A 15,336-nucleotide genomic window follows, 5' to 3' on the forward strand; every position below is an offset into this window, starting at 1 on the left:
CTCCCGTGCCGGCGATCGGCCGGGTGCTCCGTGGGGGAGCACCCGGCCGATCGCCGTTTCGCGTGTGAGCGTGTGAGCGTGTGAAAGCGTGAGCGTGTGAGCGTGTGAGCGCGTGAGGGCGCCCCTCCGCGACGGGGCGCGGCGGTCTACTGCGGGGCCCGGCCGGCTCCGGAGGCCAGCTCCTTGGCCGCCTCGGTGAGGTCCTTGGCGGTGTCGATCGCGCGCCAGTAGACGCCCTGGGGCAGCTGGTAGCCCGCCAGCCGCTTGCTGCGGGCGAGCTGCGGGAAAGTCGTGCGCTCGTGGTCGCCGACGTCCGGCAGCAGCTCGGCGAACTCCGGGCTGAACACGTACAGGCCGGCGTTGATCAGGAACGGCGAGGGCGGCGCCTCGATGAAGTCCAGCACGTTGCCGAACTGGTCGGTCTCCACGGCGCCCCACGGGATCCGCGGTCGGGCCAGCGCGAGCGTCGCGACGGCGTCCCGCTCGTGGTGGAAGGCGGCCATGTCGCGCAGGCTGAAGCGGGTCCAGATGTCACCGTTGGTGGCGTACCAGGGCTCCTCCGGGCGGGGCAGCGCCTTGGCCGCGTACTTCAGGCCGCCGCCGCGCCCGAGCGGCTCGGCCTCGATCACCGTGCGCACCCGCAGCGGGAGGTCCGCCTTGTCGAGCCACTCCTCCAGCACGTCGGCGAGGTGCCCGCAGGAGACGACGGCGTCGGTGACGCCCTCGGAGGCCAGCCAGGCCAGCTGGTGGCCCAGGATCGGCGTGCCCGTCCCCGGGATCTCGACCAGCGGCTTCGGGCGGTCGTCCGTGTAGGGCCGCAGCCGGGAGCCCTGGCCGCCGGCCAGGATCACGGCCTGGGTGACGGGCGTCGTGGTCGCCCGGGTCTGGAGCGGCGGCGCGGCCTGCGGGTGCGGCGGGGACGCGGGTGCGGCGGCGGGGCCGGAGTCAGCGGTCATGGCTGAACGATAAGCCGCGCCGGGCGGGCGCGCGCCCCAACCAGCGCCGGGCGGCGCCGAGTTGCCGCAGTGGCGGGCGCTCCGCCACCCCGGTCCACCCGGTGCGTCAGCCGACCACGCCGGCCGCGAACGCGCCGTCGCAGACCGGGCGGGCGAAGGACCGGGCCCGCTGCACGTCGCCCTGGTACTTGCGCACCGCCGCCTTGCCCAACTCCGTGGCCAGCGAGGTGCAGTACGGCGTCAGCGCGGGCTGCTCGCGCATCGAGCGCTCCAGCAGGTCGAGCGCGGCGGACGGGTTCTTCGCGCGCAGCTCGTCCAGCAGCGCCACCCGCAGCGACTCCTGCGGGGCGAGCGCGTCCGAGGACTTGGCGGTGGTCCCCGCGGAACGGCCGATCCCGGCGCCGTCGCCGCTGGACGCCGCCACGACCTGCTGGTCGAGGCCGGTCGGCGGGGCCCACGGGACCCGGGTCACGGCGAGGGTGCCGGTGGTCACCAGGACGACCGGCAGGGTCAGGGCGACGGTCTGGCCGATACGGCGCACAAGCTGCTTCACGCTCAGGAGCGTAGCGGTGGGTAGGGGCCGGTTCGCCCTCCGTTACACCATCGAGTGACACGGTGTCCGGGTTCGTCCCTGCACCGTGTTGACACGGGGTGTACGGACGGAGCCCGCCCGACCGGGAAGGTCGGGCGGGCTCCGTCGAAACCGCCGCCGGATCAGTCGCAGACGCTCAGGCGCTCGCCGGTGCTGGTGGCGAAGACGTGGGTCTCGTGCGCGATCGGCACGACGTGGACGGTCTCGCCGCGGGCCGGGATCTGGCGGCCGGGCACGCGGACGACCAGCTCCTTGTCCTCGCCGCCGAGCTGCGTGGTGCCGTACACGAAGCCGTCCGAGCCGAGCTCCTCGACCACGTTCACGGTCACCGCGACGCCCTCGATGCCGCCGGCCGGCACGATCTGGAAGTGCTCCGGGCGGACACCGACGATCACCGTCTTGTCGGAGCCGGCGCCGGCCAGGTTCTCGCGCGAGATGTTGACCACCGAGCCGCCGAACTTCACGCCGCCGTCCACCAGCGGCACCTCGACCAGGTTCATCGCCGGGGAGCCGATGAAGCCGGCCACGAACACGTTGGCGGGCTTGTCGTACATGTTGCGCGGGGTGTCGACCTGCTGCAGCAGACCGTCCTTCAGCACCGCGACCCGGTCGCCCATGGTGAGCGCCTCGGTCTGGTCGTGGGTCACGTACACCGTGGTGATGCCCAGGCGGCGCTGCAGGCCGGCGATCTGGGTACGGGTCGAGACGCGGAGCTTGGCGTCCAGGTTCGACAGCGGCTCGTCCATCAGGAAGACCTGCGGCTCGCGGACGATCGCGCGGCCCATCGCGACGCGCTGGCGCTGACCGCCGGACAGCGCCTTCGGCTTGCGGTCCAGGTACTCCGTCAGGTTGAGGATCTTCGCCGCCTCCTCGACCTTGGTGCGGATGTCCGCCTTGTTCACGCCGGCGATCTTGAGCGCGAAGCCCATGTTCTCCGCCACGGTCATGTGCGGGTACAGCGCGTAGTTCTGGAACACCATCGCGATGTCCCGGTCCTTCGGCGGCAGGTGGGTGACGTCGCGGTCGCCGATCCGGATCGCGCCGCTGTTGACGTCCTCCAGACCGGCCAGCATCCGCAGGCTGGTCGACTTGCCGCAGCCGGACGGGCCGACCAGGACGAGGAACTCGCCGTCCGCGATGTCCAGGTCCAGCGCGTCCACCGAGGGCTTGTCCGCCCCGGGGTAGACGCGGGTCGCCTTGTCGTACGTGACAGAAGCCATGGTCGTTCTCTCCTTCACCGGCAGGAACGTGCCGGACGATCCGAGTAAAGGGGTGTCGTCTTTCGCCGCCGGTCCGTCACTGGTCTGAACCACCGCACGAACCGACTCCCGGCGACGCTACCTGCGCCCCCGCCGCTTGTCAGCCCCCCGCCCGCCCCGATTCCGCATCGGTTCCATCACACCCGCCCCGCCCCCACCCACCCCGCCAACCACCGGATATCCCCCCACCCCGACACCCCGGCCCGGTAGACTGCCCCCGGTGCCGCCGTGATCCATCGCGGACGGCCACCGTGCCTCCTTAGCTCAGCTGGCCAGAGCACCGCTCTTGTAAAGCGGGGGTCGTCGGTTCGAACCCGACAGGGGGCTCACACCATGAAGGGCCAGTTCGCCGGGGTAATTCCGGTCGAACTGGCCCTTCGTCGTTGCGGGGGTCCTAGTCGGGCTGTGCCACGGGCGTGCCAGAAGCGTCCGGCGGATCGTCGTCCTCGCCGAGAGCCTTGCGGGCGGCCTCGCCCATCTTGTCGGCGATGGCACGGTCGCGGTCGCTGGTCATGTGCTGGTAGATCAGCGCGGCCCGGGTGGTGCTGTGCCCCATCCTGGTCATGAGCTCCCGGGTGCTGGCCCCGTTCTGCGCGGCGATGTTGTTGCCGGTATGCCGGACGTCGTGGAAGTGGATGTCCGGGGAGACGCCGGCCTTGGCCTTGGCGGCCGTCCAGTCGTCCCGGAAGTTGCTCCGGCGGAGCGTGCCGCCCCGGGGGCCGACGAAGAACAGCCCGTCCAGTCGGTCGGAGTTCCAGGGGTGGCGCGTGCCTTCAATCGAATTCCCGAATCTTCGGAGTTGGCTGGCGCTTGGCTGCGCTAGAGTCTGCGCAGGGCTGGACGCGCACCGCCCGAGCCACTGTCACCTGTGCCCACGCCGCATGGTTACGTCGATGGCCAAGGTCTTCCGGGACCCGCGTTCGATTTGCCATCCGTTTTTCTGGTTGATCTTCACCGGCGGCGGGCGTGGGCAGCGGGCCGGACTGGAGCTCAGCGTGACTAGGCGTCAAAATACCGAGCGCAAGCGCGCCCGCAAGTTTGCCGCGAGGCATGGGATTCGATACACCGACGCCCTACGCACAGTTCGTGCGAGCGGGGATCGGAATGCCGGCGAGCTGGGAGAAGAACTGGGACGGCCCGGAGTTGCTCGGGCAGACACCGCAGCTCCGTACGACAGTTTGCTTCAGCACGCCATTGCCATTCGTGCCGCCCTGAACGAACCCCTTGGCATCGAGACGTTGCCCGAGAGCAATGTTGAGGTGCGCGCCAGCCTGCCACGATTCCACGTTCGGCTAGCCCCGGGCGACATTCGGGAACAGTGCCATGAACCCGGCTGCCCCATCTACGCGACATCGTTGGGAGTGTGCCCGGACCACATCTCCTGGCCTAGCATGCTCGATATTTCCCGGCCCGGTGCGCTCAATGCCTTGCGTGGCGTACGGGCATGGGCGACCCGCCTGTCCGGGGAAGCGCCTTCGCTCGACCGCTTCACCGGGCAACGCGTCGTCCGGACGGCCACCGCGGCTGGCCTGTCATACGACGACATCGTCGATGCGATTGTCGATGGCGCCCGTAGGCCTCGGAAGCATGGGTAGGGCAGCCCCCACAAGCAGTTCAAGCGTGGCGACTGTTCTGCAGCGGACCCTTTCCGGCGAGCACTTCAAGAATCGGGCAATCCTCATGACAGCGGACTCGCCACGGGCGAAGCCTCGCAAGATCAAGATCGAAGTCGGCACCCACCTGCGGTTGACCATTAGCATTTACCTCTCCCGTAAGGCGGCTGGAGTCATCACACTTCTCGCAGGTGGCGGAGGAGGCCTGTGGGCGTTGCTCCACCGGTGAGCGCCAGCGGTCGAGCTTGTAAAGCCGGGGGCGCCGGATCGAACCCGGCAGGGAGATCAATGCGCGAAGAGCTAGTTCGCCGAGGTGATCTCGGTCGAGCTGGCCCTTCACTGTGCTGGGGTGCTATTCGGGGTGCGCCGCGGACGTGCCAGAAGCGGCCGGCGGTTCGTCGTCCTCGCCGAGAGCTTTGCGGGCGGCCTCGCCCATCTTGTCGGCGATGGCACGGTCCCGGTCGCTGGTCATGTGCTGGTAGATCAGCGCGGCCCGGGTGGTGCTGTGGCCCATCCTGGTCATGAGCTCCCGGGTGCTGGCCCCGTTCTGCGCGGCGATGTTGTTGCCGGTGTGCCGGATGTCGTGGAAGTGGATGTCTGGGGAGACGCCGGCCTTGGCCTTGGCCGCTGTCCAGTCGTCGCGGAAGTTGCTCCGGCGGAGCGTGCCGCCCCGGGGGCCGACGAAGAACAGCCCATCCTGGCCCTTGGCCGCGTGGCGCTGAAGGTGCTGCTCCAGGTCCGGGACGATCAGAGCGGGGAAGGCGACCGGGCGGAAGCTGGCGCGGCTATTGGGCGCCTTGGTCTCAGCTCGGCCTGATTCCGCCGGACCCAGAGGGTTCGGGCGTCCAGGTCGACGTCCCGCCGGCGGATCGCGGCCAACTCGCCGAACCGGAGCGTGGTGAACGCGGTGAGCAGGACGAGCGCCCGCCACTGCGGCTGGATGGCCGCCGCCACGGCGTACACCTCGGGAACCGTCAGGACCGGACGCTCCGGGACGTCGTACGTGTCGGCGCCCGTGATCCGGCACGGGTTGCGCTTGATCAGCTCATCGTCTACGGCGGTGGTCATGATGCTGCGGAGAAGCTGGTACGCCTTGACGACGGTCGGCTCGCCAACGCCTGACTCCAGGAGTCGAGTTCGCAACGTCCGGACCCGGGCCGCCGTGATCTCGGACACGAAGCGCGCGCCGAACGTCGGCTTGATGTGCAGCCGGAGCACACCCTTGTACCGCTCCCTGGTGGTGTCCTCCAACTTCCGGTCTTTCAGCCACTCGTCGGCGAAGTCCCCAAACTTCACCTTCCCGGCGTCCGGGTCGGTCCACTGCTCGCGCTTGATGTCGGCCTCGATGAGCGTCAGCGCGACCTCGGCGTCGGTCTTGGTGGGGTACGTCTCCTCGCCCGGGTGCATCAGGCCGGTGACCGGGTCGGGGTAGCGGATCTGCCAGCGGCCGGAGGGCAGTTGGCGGACGGAGCCGAAGCGTCGGCGGTTTCCCTTGGTGTTCGCCATCAGGCGGCCCTCCTGAGCTGAGTGCGCCGGACGGTGACCGGCTGGACGGTGCGAGCGGCGATGAACTCGGCGAGGGCCGAGGCCGGGATGCGGACGTGGCGTCCGACCTTCACGAAGGTGATGCGGCGCTCGGCGATCAGCCGGCGGGGGAACCGCTCGGTGGTCCCGAGGAGTTCGGCGGCCTGGGCGGTGGTCAGGAGCGGGTCCAGGGTCGTCATGCTGTCTTCCTTTCGGGAGTGGCGGCGATCGTCGGGAAGCCGGAGCCTTCGGCGCGGGCCAGGGCTTCGTCCAGGGCCTGGCGCCAGCGGACGCGTTCGGCGACGGCGCGCAGGAGGCGGGTGGCGAGGGGTGCCATGTCGGGGTCGCCGGGGCGGACGGGCTCCCACAGGTAGCGGTTGGGCTCGGACCGGGCGGCGGTGTCGCCGAGGACGTCTAGGACCCAGGTGCGGCGTTCGGCGCGGTGGTCGGTGAGGGTCTTGCCGGACCACTTGCGGGAGACCAGGACGCGGCGGCCGCCGTAGCCGAGGTGCTCGCGCTTGTGGGCGCGGGAGCGGCAGGCGCCGGGGCGCAGGCCGGGGTGTGCGTTCTTGGGCTGGATGCCGTAGAGGAGCCAGTTGGCGCAGGTTGGCGAGCAGGGTTCGTAGCGGAGTTCGGCGGCGAGGCGGTCGACGTGGTCGGTTTCGGTCTCGCCGGCCGGGGTGTGGCACTCGGCGACGGACTTGGTGAGGTACTTGGTCAGGTACCGGACGCAGCGAGCAGCCTGCGGGGAGCCGACGAGCACGCCTTGGGCGTCAAGGGCGTGGCTGGGGCGGGCGGCTCCGCGGTTTTACCCACCTCCCCGGGCAGGGACCCGCGTCGAGCAAGACCGGGGGGCCACTCGGCCAAACTGCGGTCAGGCCCAAAAGCCCTGACCGAGTCGCAGCAGCTTACGGCCCCCCGATCATGCCCGACCCCAGCCCGGACAGGACACCGGCCAAAACCGCTCCACCTCCCAGAGGTTGCCAGCGGGTAGGTGCATCGAAACGGACCTACGAAAGCATGTAAGGAATGCCGGGCCTCACCGCCTGATAGAGAACCTTTCCACCGATACTTCGGCGACGTTTACCAGGCTGCGATCGTAGAGGACCCAGCAGCCGATCTCTAGTGGAACATTTATGGATGTCGATTCATACGTAAACTCGACGATTGAATTCATCTTGATGTAGTACACCACTGATTCTCCGACCTCATATCCGGAGAATTTCCCCGAGTCTTCGATGATCAGATGCTCGTCAAGGACATCCCCTTCAGTGACCCCTGCCCATTCGATTTCCATGCCGTCATCCATGGCGTGGACTTGAGACAGTATGTCGTCTCGGATCTCGGCGCCAAATGGGTCGCGGGATACATGAACGGGCCGCCGAACCGCGAGAACGGAGAGTAGATCTTCTAGTTTCCGATGGTAGTGAAACGGGCCACTATCGGATACTTCAGCAGCAAGGTCCGGGTGGAGACTTTTCTTATCCGGGGCGGCGAAGTCTTTCCAGTTATCAGAGACAAAGTGTGTTTGACCTCCCGGCGACGAACAGTGCGAGCGCTTTACCGTAAGCCAGATGGCTGCATCGCGAGCACCTGTGCCATCAGATTTCGCGGGCTTTTTCCGCAAGGCCTCTCTCCAGAGGGCCTCGGCAGCATCATCCCCGTTTACTGGTATAACTTGGAAAGCGTCTCTCAGCTGTCCTTCCCAGTCCGCAACGATCTCTTCAATTCCAGGGATGTAGATCGGATCAAGGTCAGTTAACTTCGACATTGCGGAGATTGCTGTAGACAGGGATTCGACGGTCGAGGTCGCCACCTGTCGTCTCTGGCTCAGGGACTCATCTAGCACAACGGAGGAAATGGCTACTGCCATCCCTTTTGCCTTTGCAACGCGCAGGATGGTTGAGATGATTACGTTCCTGACCACCCGCTGCCGAGGAAGAACGTTGGTGTCGAGGAAGATTGCCATTACCTCAGTCCACCTCTTCGACGCGGCGCGCAATCTCGGCAGCCAGCTGGTTGAATAGTTCAAGGGTCCTTCGCGCGCGCGTGAACTGTGCGCCGCGTGCTTCCGAACCGCTTAGTTCGAAGACTGCCCGGTTGGTTCGCTGGGCCATCGGCACCAAGCTCGAAAGGTTTGGGACGCGGCCGATTAGGTGGTCTCCGGACGGAATTACTACACCGGTCGGCGAAATTTCATCAACCACTCCAGCCTTGTAGGCGGATGGAATTCTTTCGTTCCAAACCTGGAACGCTGCGGCCGGTTGGTCCCGATACACCGCAAACTGCTGTGTTAGGTAGCCCAGGGGGGAGGGCTTGCCGACTGGTAGAGGGAATTCGAGATTCGGATTTCGGCGCAAAATAGATTCGCGGGCGATGGCCCAGTCCTCTATCCATCTGGCTGCGCTTCGCCCCACGCTGGGAAGGGCGGTAACCGAGAAGAGGTCGGGGGCTAGTGGGATGACGAATCCGGAAGATGCAAGGATCGCAGTGCGGTTGAGCGCACCTACATTTGGGCCAAGGTCAATCAGGGAGTAGTCTGCTTCTACCAGGTCGGCCGCGTTCTTGATTAGGCGAAATAGGGCGGCACTTGTCCGAGCTCCTCGGGGCGTTCCGGCCAGCGCCTCAGTCCAGCCGATTGAGCTGAACTCCTCAAATTCACTTAGACGAATATCGCCGGGAATTATCCAGGCATTTTCTCGAATTTTCGACGGGTGGATCGAAGAAAGGTCCCCAGATCCTTCGATTATGGGCTTGAGGGCCCCATAAATGGTGCCTTCGCGGTTAAATAGTTCTTCGATTTCTACTGCCGGGATTGCTGCGCTCGTCAGGTTTCCTTGCGCATCCGCGTCAACGAAAAGAACTCGCTTTCCCTTGCGGGCTAGGGCTAGCCCAACATTATAGATCAGCGTAGTCTTTCCCACTCCGCCTTTGTGGTTGAAGAATGAGATTGTCTTCAATTTGAAGCCACCTTCTGGGGAGGAGGATGCGTGCTCTGGCGCTGACGTCATGCTGCCGGTAGCGGCCAACTGTCATCCTGCTTCGCTCCAGCACGTGATGAGGCAGCGTTATGGCCCGGGCGTGCCGGTGGTAGCGCCTGTGGTCCGTTAGCGAGAGAGCGTACTAGCTGCCTAGCTGGCGCGGCGCTGCTTGCTCTCTTTAATTCTTCGTTCCTCGGACGTTGATCCCGAGACTGGGATCGGGCGTCTCGGTACGGTCCCTGTTGCAGGTAGGCGGCGTCTATTGCCCCGACGTACCGAAGCCTTCGCCCCATGAGCTGTAGCAGGGACTCCTGCGTGCCAGAGGAGTGCCAGATCAGGCGGTACGTGGCGGTCAATCGCGGGCGCCGGCGGTGCGGTGGCCGGGGAACTGGCAGGGCGGGAGCACTCCAGGTCACGGAGGGTGACGGACGGCCGCTCTTGTAAAGCGGGGGTCGTCGGTTCGAACCCGACAGGGGGCTCCGCGAGTTCGAAGGGCCGGCCCCGGTGGGGTCGGCCCTTCGGCGTTCCCCGGGGGGCGGTCGGCGGGGCGGGTGAGCATCGCCGCCGTCCGGTGCGTACCCATCGGTGGGGGTGCGTTCGAGAGAAAGGTGGCAGTGATGAGCATGCTGGCCAACCTGGTGCCGGCGATGCGGCATCCGCGGAAGCGGACCGGGACCGGCAAGGAGACCAAGGACTCCAAGACGACCGGTCGCCGTCGTCGTCGCGGCTCGCACTCGCGGCACTGACGGCTGACGGACCGGTCATGGTCCCTGGCTGGGACGAAGCGCGTGTGGTCGCTGCGGCGGCTGACGGCCGTGGACACCGGTGACGGCGACGGCCGGGTTGACCCGGTCGTCGCGCCGGCCCCGGCCGTGCCGCTGCGGCGGACCTTCGGGCGGTTCTGGCCCTACACCCGCGGGGGGCGGCGCTGGCTGGCCCTGCTGCTGGGGTTCGTCCTCCTCGGCCCGGTGGTCGACGCGGCCGCGATCTGGCTGTTCAAGGTCGTCGTCGACGAGGTGCTGGTGCCGCACAGGCTGGCGCTGTTCCTGCCGATCGCGCTCGGGTACGCCGGGCTGACGCTGGCGGCGGGCGGCCTGCGCTTCGCGGACGAGACGACCTCGGCCTGGGTCAGCGAGCGCTTCCTGCTGGCCCTGCGGTCGGACGTGTTCCGGCACCTGCAGGGCCTCTCGCTGGGCTTCTTCGAGCGGCGGCGGCTCGGCGACGTACTGTCGCGGCTGACCGCGGACGTCGAGGCGGTCGAGACCTTCCTGCTCTCGGGCGTCCTGGACGCGGTCGCGTACGTCGCCGAGCTGGCCGTCTTCCTGGGGGTGCTGTTCTACCTGCGCTGGGACCTCGCCGCGACGGCCCTGCTGGTCGCGCCGCTGTTCTGGCTGACCGCGCGGCGCTTCTCGGCCCGGGTGCACGCGGCCTCGCGGGAGCGGCGGCGGCGCAGCGGTTCGGTGAGCGCGCTCGCGGAGGAGACGCTGGGCAACATCGCGCTGGTGCAGGCGTACAACCGGCAGGGCTGGGAGCAGGAGCGGTTCGAGCGGGAGAGCCTGGCGCGGTTCCGGGCGACGATGGCGGCGACCCGGCTGCGGGCGCTGTTCGCGCCGATCGTGGAGATGCTGGAGCTGGTCGGGGCACTGGTCGTGCTCGGCCTGGGGGCCTGGGAGCTCGCCCGGGGCCGCCTGACGCTCGGCGAACTGCTGGTCTTCGTCGCCCTGTTGGGCCGGTTGTACAGCCCGATCCGGGGGATCTCGCGGCTCAGCAACGGCTTCTACTCGGCCGCCGCGGCCGCCGAGCGGATCATCGAACTGCTCGACCAGCGGCCGCAGGTGGCGGATCCGCCGAGGCCGGTGCGGCCGCCCCGGGGGCAGGGCGCGGTGGCCTTCGACAGGGTGTGGTTCCGCTACCCCGGCACGACCGGGGTCGCGCTGTACGACGTCTCCTTCCGCGCCGAACCGGGGGAGACGGTGGCGATGGTGGGGGAGAGCGGGGCGGGCAAGTCGACGGCCGCGAAGCTGCTGCTGCGCTTCTACGACCCGGAGCGCGGCGCCGTCCGGCTGGACGGCTTCGACCTGCGCGAACTGGCCGTCACCGACCTGCGGGAGCGGATCGCGGTGCTGCTGCAGGAGACCCTGGTGATCCACGGCACCGTCCGGGAGAACATCGGGTACGGGCGGCCGGGCGCGACCGAGGCGCAGATCGTGGCCGCGGCCCGGGCGGCGGACGCGGACGAGTTCGTCCGCCGGCTCCCGCAGGGCTACGACACGGTGGTGGGGCAGCACGGGCGGCTGCTGTCCGGCGGGCAGCGCCAGCGGATCGCGATCGCCCGGGCGATGGTCCGGGACGCGCCGGTCCTGCTGCTCGACGAGCCGACCACGGGGCTGGACGCGGAGTCCGGGTGGCGGATCCTGGAGCCGCTGGGGCGGCTGATGAGCGGGCGTACGACGATCATCATCTCGCACAACCTGCTGACCGTACGGAACGCCGACCGGATCGTGCTGCTGCGCGACGGCCGCGTCGCCGCCTGCGGCACCCACGCCGAACTCCTCGCCCGCGACGAGGGCTACGCCCGGCTGGCCCGGCTCGCCCGAGCCGACCCCGTGCCGGTCGACGACCCGCCGCCGCCCCCGCCGCCGTCCACCTGGTCCGTGTCCACCCGGTCCGCGCCCACCCGGCCGGCGCCCGCCGCGCCCCTCCCGCAGGCCTTCCGGTGAGCGCCCGGCAACCCCTGTCCGCCGGGACGGCCGTCGCCCCCGGCTACCAGGTGCTGGCCCACCTGTGCCGCACCGGCTGGCTGGACGTCTACGACGCCTGGAGCGAGGAGCGCGACTGCCGCTGCGTGGTCAAGGTGCTCCGGCCCGACCGCCGCCGCGACCGCAAGCTGCGCGAGCGCCTGCTCCGGGAGGGCCGCTGGCTGACCGAGTTCACCCACCCGCACCTGGTGCGCGGCTACGGCACCGGCGAGCGCCCGCAGCCGTACGCCGTCCTGGAGACCCTCACCGGCGAGACCCTCGCCCACCTCCTGGACCGCCGCGCGCGCCGCCCGGCCGCCACCGACCTGGCCCTGCTCGGACTGCACCTCTGCTCGGCGATCCGCTACCTGCACGGGAAGAACCTGCTGCACCTCGACCTCAAGCCCTCCAACATCGTGATCGACTGCCGCCGCGCCAAGGTGCTCGACCTGAGCATCGCCCGCCCGCCGGGGCCGGGAAGCCCGGGCGTCGGCACGGACGGCTACCTCGCGCCGGAGCAGGCGGACGGCGCCGACCTCACGGCGGCGGCGGACGTCTGGGGTATCGGCATCACCCTCTACGAGGCCGCCACCGGCGCGCTGCCCGGCGCCGACGCCCCAGGCGCCCCGGTCACCCCGGTCACCCCGGTCACCCCCGTCACCCCGGTCGGCACCGCCCGCCGCCTCCCCCGCCCGCTCGCCGAGGCGATCGACGCCTGCCTGCGCCTCGACCCGGCCGCCCGCCCCGCCCTGCCCCAACTGGCCGCCACCCTGGACGACTTGCTCCCGACCAGCCGCCGCGCCGTCCCGCCGTGGGAGGCGTGAGCGGGGGCCGGTCCGGCTCCGCCGGTCCCAGGCGGGCGCGCGGCCCGGGGCGGCCGTACGGTGGAGGGGCGGGGGCGTACGGAGGAGGCCTGCCATGCCCGGTTCGCTCACCATCAGCCATCACGAGTCCGCGGTCACCCTGGAGCACCGGGACGCGGACCGGCTCGCCGTCGTGCTCGCGGAGCTGGCGTACCTGCTGGAGATCCCCGGCCCGAACCGGATCGGGGACGGGCAGCTGGCCGTGCTCTGCGAGGGGCGGGCGCCGGACCGGGCCGAGCTGTCGCACTGGGCGCGGACGCTCTCGGCGGAACTGAAGGGGCGGCTCTGAGGCCGTCCCGCCCCACGGCCCGCCACCGGCCCCGCCGCACACCCCGCCCGACCCGCCCCGCGACCCGCCGTACGATGGCGCGCGGGGCGGGCACCGCGCGCACGCCCCCCGGGCGTCCGGCCGGTGGCCGGCGGCCGGCCCGGCGGAGGGTGGGGGCCCGAACGTGCCGCAGTCCTGGTCGATGTCCTGGCTGACCGTGGAGACGCCGCTGCCGAGCGGCCCGATGCACATCGCGGTGACGCCGCAGGGCGTGGCGGCGGCCGGCTACGGCGGGCGGGACGGCGAGCTGCCGCCGTGCACCGACGCGTCGAAGGCGGCTCTCGTCACCGACCGGATCACCGCCTATCTGGCGGGCCGCAGCCGGGAGTTGGGCCTGCCGATCGACTGGAGCCGCAGCTCCGGCCCGCACCGCGCGGTGCTGCAGACGCTCTGGCGCGAGGTGCCGTACGGCCGGACCATCACCTACGGCGAACTGGCCGCCCGCAGCGGGGTGTTCGAGGACGTCACCGAGCCCGGACTGGCGGCCCGGACGGTCGGGCAGATGATGGCGGCGAATCCGGTCGCGCTGCTGGTGCCGTGCCACCGGGTGGTGGCGGCGGACGGGATCGGCGGTTTCGGCGGCGGCCGGGTCGGGATCGAGGTGAAGCGCTGGCTGCTCACCCTGGAGGGGGTGCTGGAGCCGACGCTGGACTGGAACGGGCCGCTGTAGCAGGGGGCTTGGCGATCCGTCAGGATGGCGAGTCGATCTGTCAAGGGGAGGCGCGGGCCGGGGCGTCGATGGGGCAGGATGGGCCCGAGGGCGGTGCGGTACCCGAGGCCATGGCGAATGAATGAGCGAATTCATTTCGATCGGGTGATCGAGTCATACTATTTGTTCGGTTATTCCGAACCACTCGAACGAGTGATTGCGGAGCGCACCCGAACGGGCCCACCATGAAGCTGCAACATGAATGTGCAGGCGACGTTTCATCGGGTATGCGAAGGGCTCCCCCTATGTCGACCGAAACCAATGCCGGTATTCCTGCGCCCGGTGCGCAGCCAGGTGCACAGTCGGAGATCCGGCAGCAGCAGAGTCTGAGCACGGCGGGTGCGCGCAACCTCGCCACGACCACCAAGTCCGCGCCGCAGATGCAGGGCATCAGCCCGCGCTGGCTGCTCAGGAAACTGCCCTGGGTCCAGGTGTCCGGCGGTACCTACCGGGTGAACCGCCGCCTGCGGCATTCGGTGGGGCGCGGTCGGGTGAGCTTCGTCAAGACCGGTTCCGAGGTGCGCGTCGTTCCGCAGACCCTGGCCGAGGTGCCGGTGCTGCGCGGTTACGAGGACGAGGCGGTGCTGACGGAGCTGGCCGGCCGCTTCGTGCAGCGGCAGTTCGACGCGGGCGACGTGCTGGTCGCCTCCGGTGCACCGATCACCGAGGTCTTCCTCATCGCGCACGGCAAGCTGGACCGCCTCGGCACCGGCAAGTACGGCGAGGAGACGGTCGTCGGCACCCTCGCGGACGGCGACCACCTCGGCGACGAGGCGCTGCAGCAGGAGGACGGCACCTGGCCGTACACCGTCCGCGCCGCGACGTCCGGCACGGTGATGGTGCTCGCCTGGCCGTCCTTCCAGGAGCTGCACGACCGCTCCGAGTCGCTGCAGCTGCAGATCATGGAGTACCTGAACGGCTTCCAGCAGGCGCAGAACAAGCACGGCGAGGCGGCGATCGACCTCTCCGCCGGCCACCAGGGCGAGTACGAGCTGCCCGGCGCCTTCGTGGACTACGAGCTGAAGCCGCGCGAGTACGAGCTGAGCGTCGCGCAGACGATCCTCAAGGTGCACTCCCGGGTCGCCGACCTCTACAACCAGCCGATGAACCAGACCGAGCACCAGCTCCGGCTGACCATCGAGGCGCTGCGCGAGCGCCAGGAGCACGAGCTGATCAACAACCCGGAGTTCGGCCTGCTGGAGAACGCCGACTACGACCAGCGGATCCAGACCCACTCCGGCCCGCCCACCCCGGACGACATGGACGAGCTGATCAGCCGCCGCCGCAGCACCAAGATGTTCCTCGCCCACCCCAAGGCCATCGCCGCCTTCGGCCGCGAGTGCAACCGGCGCGGCCTCTACCCGGACACCATCGAGGTCGACGGCAAGCACGTCGGCTCCTGGCGCGGGGTGCCGATCTTCCCGTGCAACAAGATCCCGGTGATCGGCGGGCACACCACGTCGATCATCGCGATGCGGACCGGCGAGGACAATCAGGGCGTCATCGGCCTGCACCAGGCCGGAATTCCGGACGAATACCAGCCGAGCCTTTCGGTGCGTTTCATGGGAATCGACGACAAGGCCATCATTTCCTACCTGGTCAGCCTGTACTACTCCGCCGCGATCCTCGTTCCGGACGCGGTCGGCGTGCTGGAGAACGTGGACGTCGCGCAGCGCTGACGGACGCGCGGAATTCGCCGAACACCTCACCGTGAGCCGGCCGGACCGATGTCGACCCGGCCGGCTCACGGCCGCCCACGAAACGACAGCCGGC

13 protein-coding genes, 1 tRNA gene and 3 pseudogenes are annotated in these 15,336 nt (G+C 69.3%); 8 read left to right on the top strand and 9 right to left on the bottom strand.

Going from position 1 to position 15,336, the window contains the following annotated elements:
* Nucleotides 1–146 precede the first annotated feature (146 nt).
* From ACPC54_RS12415 to ACPC54_RS12425, 3 genes are all read right to left on the bottom strand, one after another.
* Complete coding sequence (locus tag ACPC54_RS12415; RefSeq protein WP_498964098.1) at nt 147–956, bottom strand: nucleotidyltransferase family protein; 810 nt, start codon at nt 954–956, stop codon at nt 147–149.
* 106 nt (nt 957–1,062) lie between these two features.
* On the bottom strand, nt 1,063–1,509 hold the full coding sequence (locus tag ACPC54_RS12420) for a hypothetical protein (protein ID WP_498964100.1): 447 nt from the start codon (nt 1,507–1,509) through the stop codon (nt 1,063–1,065).
* A 161-nt stretch (nt 1,510–1,670) separates the two neighbouring features.
* A complete protein-coding gene (locus tag ACPC54_RS12425) occupies nt 1,671–2,768 on the bottom strand; it encodes an ABC transporter ATP-binding protein (protein WP_498964102.1) in 1,098 nt (365 codons plus the stop codon).
* Nucleotides 2,769–3,060: 292 nt separating this feature from the next.
* On the opposite strand from ACPC54_RS12425, the gene ACPC54_RS12430 reads away from it, so the two are divergent.
* Nucleotides 3,061–3,134, top strand: a tRNA-Thr gene (locus ACPC54_RS12430).
* 67 nt (nt 3,135–3,201) lie between these two features.
* Here the strand turns inward: ACPC54_RS12430 and ACPC54_RS12435 are convergent.
* Nucleotides 3,202–3,546, bottom strand: a pseudogene (locus ACPC54_RS12435) (tyrosine-type recombinase/integrase); the annotation flags it as partial.
* 154 nt (nt 3,547–3,700) lie between these two features.
* On the opposite strand from ACPC54_RS12435, the gene ACPC54_RS12440 reads away from it, so the two are divergent.
* Nucleotides 3,701–4,402 carry a hypothetical protein gene (locus ACPC54_RS12440; protein WP_498964104.1) on the top strand — a complete coding sequence of 234 codons (702 nt, stop codon included), beginning with the start codon at nt 3,701–3,703 and terminating at the stop codon, nt 4,400–4,402.
* A gap of 370 nt (nt 4,403–4,772) precedes the next feature.
* Here ACPC54_RS12440 and ACPC54_RS12445 read toward each other — a convergent pair.
* From ACPC54_RS12445 to ACPC54_RS12465, 5 genes and pseudogenes are all read right to left on the bottom strand, one after another.
* A pseudogene (locus ACPC54_RS12445) lies at nt 4,773–5,926 on the bottom strand (tyrosine-type recombinase/integrase).
* On the bottom strand, nt 5,926–6,144 hold the full coding sequence (locus ACPC54_RS12450) for an excisionase family DNA-binding protein (RefSeq protein ID WP_402418394.1): 219 nt from the start codon (nt 6,142–6,144) through the stop codon (nt 5,926–5,928). The pseudogene ACPC54_RS12445 and the gene ACPC54_RS12450 overlap by 1 nt, the downstream one beginning before the upstream one ends.
* Nucleotides 6,141–6,710, bottom strand: a pseudogene (locus ACPC54_RS12455) (replication initiator); the annotation flags it as partial. The pseudogene ACPC54_RS12455 and the gene ACPC54_RS12450, both read right to left, overlap by 4 nt.
* 273 nt (nt 6,711–6,983) lie before the next feature.
* Entirely contained in the window at nt 6,984–7,913 is a 930-nt protein-coding gene (locus ACPC54_RS12460) for a PIN domain-containing protein (RefSeq protein WP_498964106.1), read from the bottom strand.
* A 4-nt stretch (nt 7,914–7,917) separates the two neighbouring features.
* On the bottom strand, nt 7,918–8,904 hold the full coding sequence (locus ACPC54_RS12465) for a ParA family protein (protein WP_498964108.1): 987 nt from the start codon (nt 8,902–8,904) through the stop codon (nt 7,918–7,920).
* A gap of 638 nt (nt 8,905–9,542) precedes the next feature.
* Between ACPC54_RS12465 and ACPC54_RS12470 the strand changes: the two genes are divergently transcribed.
* The 6 genes from ACPC54_RS12470 to ACPC54_RS12495 all read left to right on the top strand — a co-directional run bounded on the left by ACPC54_RS12470 (nt 9,543) and on the right by ACPC54_RS12495 (nt 15,242).
* Entirely contained in the window at nt 9,543–9,671 is a 129-nt protein-coding gene (locus ACPC54_RS12470; protein WP_498964110.1) for a hypothetical protein, read from the top strand.
* Between the two features lie 42 nt (nt 9,672–9,713).
* The gene (locus ACPC54_RS12475) at nt 9,714–11,645 is read left to right on the top strand and encodes an ABC transporter ATP-binding protein (protein WP_498964112.1); all 1,932 of its coding nucleotides are present in this window, start codon (nt 9,714–9,716) and stop codon (nt 11,643–11,645) included.
* A complete protein-coding gene (locus tag ACPC54_RS12480; RefSeq protein WP_498964114.1) occupies nt 11,642–12,487 on the top strand; it encodes a serine/threonine-protein kinase in 846 nt (281 codons plus the stop codon). Before ACPC54_RS12475 ends, ACPC54_RS12480 begins: the two co-directional genes overlap by 4 nt.
* Before the next feature lie 94 nt (nt 12,488–12,581).
* A complete protein-coding gene (locus tag ACPC54_RS12485) occupies nt 12,582–12,815 on the top strand; it encodes a hypothetical protein (protein ID WP_498964116.1) in 234 nt (77 codons plus the stop codon).
* Nucleotides 12,816–12,978: 163 nt separating this feature from the next.
* Nucleotides 12,979–13,524, top strand: coding sequence for a methylated-DNA--[protein]-cysteine S-methyltransferase (locus ACPC54_RS12490; protein ID WP_498964118.1), 546 nt, complete (start codon nt 12,979–12,981; stop codon nt 13,522–13,524).
* Between the two features lie 284 nt (nt 13,525–13,808).
* Complete coding sequence (locus ACPC54_RS12495) at nt 13,809–15,242, top strand: family 2B encapsulin nanocompartment shell protein (protein ID WP_498964120.1); 1,434 nt, start codon at nt 13,809–13,811, stop codon at nt 15,240–15,242.
* Nucleotides 15,243–15,336 lie beyond the last annotated feature (94 nt).

The sequence above is a fragment of the Kitasatospora sp. NPDC094028 genome (genome assembly GCF_049543595.1).
Lineage (GTDB): Bacteria > Actinomycetota > Actinomycetes > Streptomycetales > Streptomycetaceae > Kitasatospora.